Genomic DNA, 7,472 nt, shown 5'->3' with positions numbered 1-7,472 from the left:
CGGCGGCGCGCCGGGTCCGCTTCTTCCAGCCGCACCCTGACGTGCTCGCCGAGCGGCAGCCCCTCCCCGTCGCAGCGGCCGAACACCGGCGGCGCCACCAGCTGGACGCGCCCGCCGGTGCGGTCGCCGTTCACGTCCACCACCACAGCGTCGAACTCGTCCCCGACGTGGTCGCGCAGGAGCAGCGCCTCCACGAGGTCCACGCACGCGTGGTCGATGTCGGCGCCGCGCCGCAGCGCCCGCTGCATCGCCTCGGGCAGGTGCGGCAGCGCCTCGCGCGCCCATTGCGGGACGGGGCGGTCCGCCGCCAGCGCCAGGCACACCTCCGTGGCGTACCGGTCGGCCAGCCGCCGGATCGGCGCGGTGACATGCGCGTACGGGGCGGCGACGGCGGCGTGCGCGGCCTGCTCCGGCGGCGCCCCGTCGAAGGCGGTGTAGCCGGCGCCGCGCATCAGCCCCGCCGCGTCGTGCAGGAACGCCGCGTGCCGGGGGAGCGCCGGGTCCAGGGCGCGGACGATGTCGCCGTAGGAGGCGCCCCCGGGCCAGGAGACCCCGAGCGCCCGGGCCGCCAGCCGCAGCCGCTCGACCGCCTCGGCCGGCGCGGGCGGCATGGTGCGCAGCAGCCCGACGCCGCCGTCCAGCATCAGCCGGGCCGCGGCCCGCCCGGTCAGCAGCGAGATCTGCGCGTTCCACGCCTCGGTCGCCAGGTCGCCGCGCAGCTTCAGCGCCCAGCCGCCGCCCGCGTGCACGACCTCCTGCTCGGGCAGCGGCAGGCTCACACCGCCGCGCGCGGCCTCCGCCGCGATGAGCCGCTCGCCGATCTCGCCGAGCAGCGCGATCCGCGGGTCGCCGTCGCCGCGGCGGACGGTGGCGTAGTCGAGCCGGTCGCGGCTGCGCACGAGGGCGCGCCGCACGTCCACGCCGGTGATCCGCCCGGCGTCGTCGATGTCGATCGTCCACGCCACGGCGGGGCGCTCCCGGCCGGGCAGGAGGCTCGCGGTCCCCTCCGACAGGGGGCGCGGATGCAGCGGCGAGCTCGCGTCCGGCAGGTAGAGCGTGACGCCGCGGGCGCGCGCCTCGGTGTCGAGCGCGCCGCCCGGACGGACGAACCCGGCCACGTCGGCGATCGCGTACCGCACCCGGTGCCCGGACCCGCGCCGCTCCAGGTGCATCGCCTGGTCGAGGTCGAGCGAGCCGGGCGGGTCCAGGGTGAAGAACGGGACGTCGCGCAGGTCCACCCGGCCGTTCAGGGGAGGCGCGGACGCGGTGGCCTCGGCGAGGGCGGCGGGCGGGAACGCGCCGGGCACCGAGAACTCGGCGCGGATCCGGTCGAGCCCCGCGCGGACCTCGGCGTCGGCCTCGGCGGTACGCAGTCGCAGCGTTCGGCGCGGCACACGACCGAGCGTACGGGACGAATCGCCAGATCCCGCTGTGAATCTACAATGTAAAGGCGGTGGACCGGCCGCTCGGTCTCCGGCCGGGCGGCCTCAGTCCTCCGGGGAGTCCGCGAACGCGCGCAGCCCCGGCGGGTCCTCCACGGTGATCTTGCGCCACCCGGTGCTGACCAGGCCCTCGCGCCGCAGCGTGGACAGCGCCCGCGCGACGGTCTCCCGGGAGGCGTCCATCCAGCTGCCGAGCTCCTCCTGGGACAGCGGCGGCCCGATCGCGACCGCGCCGCCGGCGGCGGGCGGGGCGTGCCGGGCCGACAGTTCGGCGAGTCCCGACAGCAGGATCGCCAGCCGCCGGGCCCCCTGCGCCGACACGTGCGCCCGCAGCCTGCGGTCGGCGTCGTCGAGCCGCCGCACGAACGTGCCGCTGACCAGCCGCCACACCCGGGGATGGGCGTCCAGGAAGGCGGTGAACCGGGCCGCCGGGACGATCAGCGCCCGGACGTGGTCGAGCGCCTGCACCGTCGCCGACCGCTCGCGGCCGCCGAGCACCGCGCTCTCGCAGACCAGGTCCCCGGGGCCGCGCACGGCGAGCACGACCGCCCGGCCGTCCTCGCCGGCGCAGGTGACCTTCGCCCAGCCCGACTCGATGACGATGATGTGGTCGGAATCGTCGCCCTGGTAGCACAGGGGCGTTCTCGGCTGGTAGCTCCGCGCCCGCCCGGCGGCCCGCAGCGCCGCGCGCTCCGGTCCGTCCAGCGCGGCCCAGAATCCGCCGCCGGGGCCCGCGGCGAGGCCGCCGCGGGGTCGGGTCCGCTCGGTCACGGCACGTCCGTCTCCGGTCCGGGGTTCGGATTAACCGGTACCCGCGGCAATTGGGGGGAGTGGGGCGTTGAGGCCCAAGTGCCGCGGGTACCGGTCGCCTTCATGTGCCAAGGAGAACCCCTCACCGCTCCGAATGCTGCACGCCGGAGACCGCGCTGTCTGTGTCATCTGACACTCTCGGCGCAATTTGCATCGAGGAGGCGGTCAGCGGGAGAGCGCGTTCAGCAGGCGGTTGACCGGGCTGGACAGGTTCCAGGTGTCGGCGAGCCGAACGAGGGCCTCGGCGTCGCGCGGCTCGGCGGGCAGCCGGTCGTCCAGGCCCGCCAGCTCGGGGGCGTCGATGTCGGTGACGACCCGCACCACCGTCTCGGCGGCGGCCAGGTACTCGCGCGCCGCCTCCATCCGGCGGCGCGCGCCCGCCGGGAACCCCTCGTCGGTGCCGGCGTCCAGCGCCGCGAGGATCCCCTCGACCGATCCGAACCGGGTGACGAGCGCGGCGGCGGTCTTGTCGCCGACCCCCGGCACGCCGGGCAGCCCGTCGCTCGGGTCGCCGCGCAGCGTGGCGTAGTCGCCGTAGCCGCGGCCCGGGATGCCGTACTTGGCCGCGACCTCCTTCTCGCCCATCACCTGCAGGTTCCGGATCCCGCGCGCGGTGTACAGGACGCAGACGGGGGCGCGGTCGTCGACGAGCTGGAACAGGTCGCGGTCGCCGGTCACGATGTCGACGGGCCCGTCGGCCGCCCCCCGCACCGCGAGCGTCCCGATGACGTCGTCGGCCTCGTAGCCGGGGACGCCCGCGCGCGCCAGCCCGAAGGCGTCCAGCACCTGCTCGATGACCGGGAGCTGGGCCTCCAGCGCGTCGGGGGTCTGGTCGCCGCCGTCCTCGGCCACCCGGTGCGCCTTGTAGGAGGGCAGCGCGTCCACCCGGAACGCCGGGCGCCAGTCGGCGTCCATGCAGCACACGAGCCGCTCCGGCCGCCGGTCCTGGACGAGCCGGGCGATCATGTCGACGAGCCCGCGCACCGCGTTCACCGGCGTCCCGTCGGGAGCCGTCACCGACTCGGGGACTCCGAAGAAGGCGCGGAAGTACAACGACGGCGTGTCCAGCAGCATCAGCCCGCTCATGGGGCACATGCTGCCACGCGGGCCGGGTCACCGGCGCCCGGACGCTCCTGGGATCCTGGTACCGGCCACTGGAGAGGAGCTGAGATATGGAGACGGATGTGACAACGGAGTTGTATCCGCGCGAGCGTGTCGGCCTGGTGCGCGAGGCGACGGAGAAGGCGGGCCTCGGGGCGGTCCTGCTGACACCCGGCCCTGACCTGCGGTACGTCACCGGGTACGACGCCAAGCAGCTCGAGCGGCTCACCTGCCTGGTGGTCCCGGCCGGCGGCGAGCCGTTCCTGGTCGTCCCCCGGCTGGAGCTGCCCGCCGCGCAGGAGTCGCCGGCGGGGTCCCTCGGTCTGGAGCTGGTGCCGTGGGACGAGACCGACGACCCCTACGCGCTGGTGGCCGGCCGCCTCCCGCGGGACGTGGGGACCGTCGGGCTGGCCGACCGGATGTGGGCGGTCATGGCGCTGCGGTTCCGCGGCGCGATGCCCGGCGCGGAGCAGGTCGCGGCCGGGAGCGTGCTGCGGGAGCTGCGGATGCGCAAGAGCGCGGCGGAGGTGGCGGCGCTGCGCGAGGCGGGGGAGGCGATCGACCGGGTGCACCGCCGGGTCCCCGACCTGCTGAGGGCCGGGCGCACCGAGCGCGAGGTCGGCCGCGACATCGCCGACTTGATCATCGCCGAGGGGCACGCGCAGGTCGACTTCGTCATCGTCGGCTCCGGCCCGAACGGCGCCAACCCGCACGCCGAGCTGTCGGACCGGGTCATCGGTCCCGGCGAGCCCGTGGTGGTCGACATCGGCGGGACGATGCCGAGCGGCTACTGCTCGGACTCGACCCGCAACTACTGCGTGGGCGAGCCGCCCGCCGAGTACCGCGCGTACTTCGCGGTGCTGGAGGAGGCGCAGCGGGCGTCCTGTGAGGCCGTGCGGCCGGGGGCGACGCCGGAGGAGGTGGACGCGGCGGGCCGCGACATCATCGCGGCCGCCGGGCACGGCCGGCACTTCTTCCACCGCACGGGCCACGGCATCGGGCTGGAGTCGCACGAGGAGCCCTACATCGTCGCCGGCAACCGCGAGCCGCTGGAGCCCGGGATGGCGTTCTCGATCGAGCCCGGCATCTACCCCGGCCCGCACGGCGCCCGCATCGAGGACATCGTCGTGTGCACCGAGGAGGGCTACGCGCCGATGAACGTCACCGAGCGCGGGCTGGTGGTCGTGGACTGACGCCGGTCCGGGGCGTTCGGGCGCCCGGACGACCGTGGGCATGAACGGGTTCGCGTTCATGCCCACGTGGTGTTTTCGGGCAGCGCAAATTGAGACGGAAACGGCTCGGTAACGATCTCTGTATCAAATGCGCCGAAGCGTGCCTCCCCCGGTTGCGATCCGAGTGTCCGGCCCTGTACCTCCTTGTTGCACTGTTACGCGGGAGTAAGCCGAGTTTCTTCCGCATCGACGTGCCGTGACGAAGAGGAGACGCCGTGGCAGAGGTCGACCTGACCAGCGTCGGGAAGGTCTATCCCGACGGCACGCGGGCCGTGACCGACCTGAACCTCCACATCGCCGACGGGGAGTTCCTCGTCCTGGTGGGCCCGTCGGGCTGCGGCAAGACCACCGCGCTGCGGATGGTCGCCGGGCTGGAGGAGATCTCCGAGGGCGAGGTCACGATCGGCGGGCGGGTCGTCAACCGGGTGCCGTCCCGGGACCGCGACGTCGCGATGGTGTTCCAGAGCTACGCCCTCTACCCGCACCTTTCGGTGCGCGACAACATCGGCTTCGGGCTGTCGCTGCGCAAGCTGCCGAAGGCCGAGATCCGCGAGAAGGTCGACCGGGCCGCGCGGACCCTGGGCCTGACCGACTACCTGGACAAGAAGCCCCGCAACCTGTCGGGCGGGCAGCGGCAGCGCGTCGCGATGGGCCGCGCGATCGTCCGGGAGCCGCAGGCGTTCCTGATGGACGAGCCGCTGTCCAACCTCGACGCCAAGCTGCGCGTCCAGATGCGCGCCGAGATCGCCCGCCTCCAGCGCGACCTCGGCGTCACCACGATCTACGTCACCCACGACCAGACCGAGGCGATGACGCTCGGCGACCGGGTCGCGGTGATGAAGAAGGGGCGCCTGCAGCAGGTCGCCGCGCCGCAGGAGCTCTACGACCGGCCGGCGAACCTGTTCGTCGCCGGATTCATCGGCTCACCGGCCATGAACCTGATCCAGGGCACGCTGTCCGGCGACGCGGAGAACCCGCGCCTGGAGGTCGGCGGCCAGACCCTGACGCTGCCGGCCGAGGTGATGACCGAGCGCCCGGCCCTGGCGTCCCACCTCGGCGGCGACGTCGTCGTCGGCATCCGCCCCGAGGACATGGAGGACTCCGAGCTCGTGGAGACGCCCGAGGGGTCCGGGCTGGCCTCCACCGCCGACCTCGTCGAGGCGATGGGCTCGGACGTGCTGGTGCACTTCGCGATCGAGGCGTCCCAGGTCGTCACCGAGGACACCAAGGAGCTCGCGCGCGACGCGGGGACCGACGTGCTGGGGGACCTGGAGAGCCCCCGCACCGACCTGGTCGCGCGGTTCAGCCCGCGCACCCGCGTCAAGGTGGGGGACCCGGTGACGATCCGCGTCGACACCGGCCGCCTGCACTTCTTCGATATCGAGTCCGGCGCGTCGATCTGGGGAACAGGCGACGCCGCTCCGGCCAGGGAGGATGAGGAATGAGGGTCAGCTTTGCCGGCGGGGGGACCTCCCCCCGCACCCCCCGACACGGCTCCGCCGGCATCGGCAGGCGCGTGACGGGAGCCGCCGTCGCGGCGGGACTGCTGCTGTCCGCGGCCGCCGCCTGCGGCGGCGACGACAAGGACGGGGACGGGTCGTCGCCCTCCGGCGGGGGTGAGCTGAAGGGCACCACCATCGAGGTCGCGGCCAAGTGGACCGGTCCGGAGGAGGCGAACTTCCGCAAGGTCCTGCAGGCGTTCGAGAAGAAGACCGGGGCGAAGGTCAACTACGCCTCCACCGGTGAGAACACCGACGCCTACCTCGGCCCGCGCATCGAGGCCAAGAACCCGCCGGACGTGGCGATCCTGCCGCAGCCGGGCCTCATGCAGCAGTACGCCGGCAAGGGGGCGCTCAAGCCCCTGGGCGACGACGTGGTCTCGCAGGTGGGGCAGAACTTCGCGCCGTACTGGAAGGAGCTCGGCTCCTCCGACGGCAAGACCTACGGCGTGATCGTCAAGGCCGCCTACAAGTCGATCCTGTGGTACCGGCCGGAGGCGTTCGACGAGGCCGGCGTCCAGCCGCCCGCGGCGTGGGCCGACCTGACCAAGGCGGCGGGCACGCTGCAGGACGCGGGCACCACCCCGTTCACGCTCGCCGCGGGCCCGCAGGACTCCTGGACGCTGACCGACTGGTTCGAGAACGTCTACCTGTCGCAGGCCGGACCGGAGAACTACGACAAGCTCGCCAAGCACGAGATCAAGTGGACCGACCCGAGCGTGGGCAAGGCGCTGCAGACGCTCGCCGAGGTCTGGGGCAAGCCCGACTACCTGAACGGCGGCGTCGCGACCGCGACCAAGACCAAGTTCGACGAGTCGGTCACCCAGGTGTTCGGCCAGCAGAAGGCCGCCATGGTCTACGGCGGCGACTTCGCCGCCGCCAACATCGGCACCACCAAGGCCAAGGTCGGCACGGACGCCAAGGTGTTCGCGTTCCCGAAGGCCGGCGGCACCGCCCCCGCGATCCTCGGCGGCGACGTCGCGGTCGCGCTGAAGGACGGCAAGGGCGCGCAGGAGCTCATGAAGTACCTCGCCTCGCCCGAGGCGGGCACGGTGTGGGCCGGGCTCGGCGGCTACCTGACGCCGAACAAGAACGTCAAGCCCGACGCCTACTCCGACCCGATCGCCAAGCAGCTGATCACCCAGCTCCAGCAGGCCGGCGACGCCGCCCGCTACGACATGTCCGACCTGGCGCCCGCCGCGTTCGGCGCGACGCCCGGCAAGGGCGAGTGGGAGGCGCTGCGCCAGTTCGTGCAGAACCCGACCGACGTCAAGGGCACGCAGGCCAAGCTGGAGGCCGAGGCGGCCAAGGCGTACAAGTAGGGCCTACAAGTAGGGAATCCCTGGATGAAGGCTCCGAATGAGGAGGTGCCGCCGGCCGCGACGGCC

Annotated in this window: 6 protein-coding genes; 3 read left to right on the top strand and 3 right to left on the bottom strand. The window is 73.7% G+C overall.

All coding sequences use genetic code 11. The annotated features are described in order from the left end of the window. The 3 genes from AB0K37_RS38865 to AB0K37_RS38855 form a co-directional block, all read right to left on the bottom strand. Window positions 1-1,394: RNB domain-containing ribonuclease (locus AB0K37_RS38865; RefSeq protein WP_363990321.1), on the bottom strand; the 1,394-nt coding region annotated here is incomplete at its 3' end. 93 nt (window positions 1,395-1,487) lie between these two features. Next, window positions 1,488-2,213, bottom strand: a complete 726-nt coding sequence (locus AB0K37_RS38860; protein ID WP_363990318.1) for a Crp/Fnr family transcriptional regulator — start codon at window positions 2,211-2,213, stop codon at window positions 1,488-1,490. Between the two features lie 204 nt (window positions 2,214-2,417). Beyond that, entirely contained in the window at window positions 2,418-3,338 is a 921-nt protein-coding gene (locus tag AB0K37_RS38855; RefSeq protein ID WP_363990316.1) for a 5'-3' exonuclease, read from the bottom strand. 86 nt (window positions 3,339-3,424) lie between these two features. Here AB0K37_RS38855 and AB0K37_RS38850 point away from each other — a divergent pair, with 86 nt between their 5' ends. The 3 genes from AB0K37_RS38850 to AB0K37_RS38840 all read left to right on the top strand — a co-directional run bounded on the left by AB0K37_RS38850 (window position 3,425) and on the right by AB0K37_RS38840 (window position 7,406). After that, window positions 3,425-4,546 carry a Xaa-Pro peptidase family protein gene (locus AB0K37_RS38850; RefSeq protein ID WP_363990314.1) on the top strand — a complete coding sequence of 374 codons (1,122 nt, stop codon included), beginning with the start codon at window positions 3,425-3,427 and terminating at the stop codon, window positions 4,544-4,546. Window positions 4,547-4,800: 254 nt separating this feature from the next. Beyond that, on the top strand, window positions 4,801-6,030 hold the full coding sequence (ugpC, locus tag AB0K37_RS38845) for a sn-glycerol-3-phosphate ABC transporter ATP-binding protein UgpC (protein ID WP_363990312.1): 1,230 nt from the start codon (window positions 4,801-4,803) through the stop codon (window positions 6,028-6,030). 71 nt (window positions 6,031-6,101) lie between these two features. After that, window positions 6,102-7,406, top strand: a complete 1,305-nt coding sequence (locus tag AB0K37_RS38840; RefSeq protein WP_363990309.1) for an extracellular solute-binding protein — start codon at window positions 6,102-6,104, stop codon at window positions 7,404-7,406. Window positions 7,407-7,472: the final 66 nt, after the last annotated feature.

Source organism: Actinomadura sp. NPDC049753, from assembly GCF_040674655.1.
Lineage (GTDB): Bacteria > Actinomycetota > Actinomycetes > Streptosporangiales > Streptosporangiaceae > Spirillospora > Spirillospora verrucosospora.
Note: the sequence above shows the minus strand (reverse complement) of the source record. Positions and strands in the feature narration are given on the sequence as shown.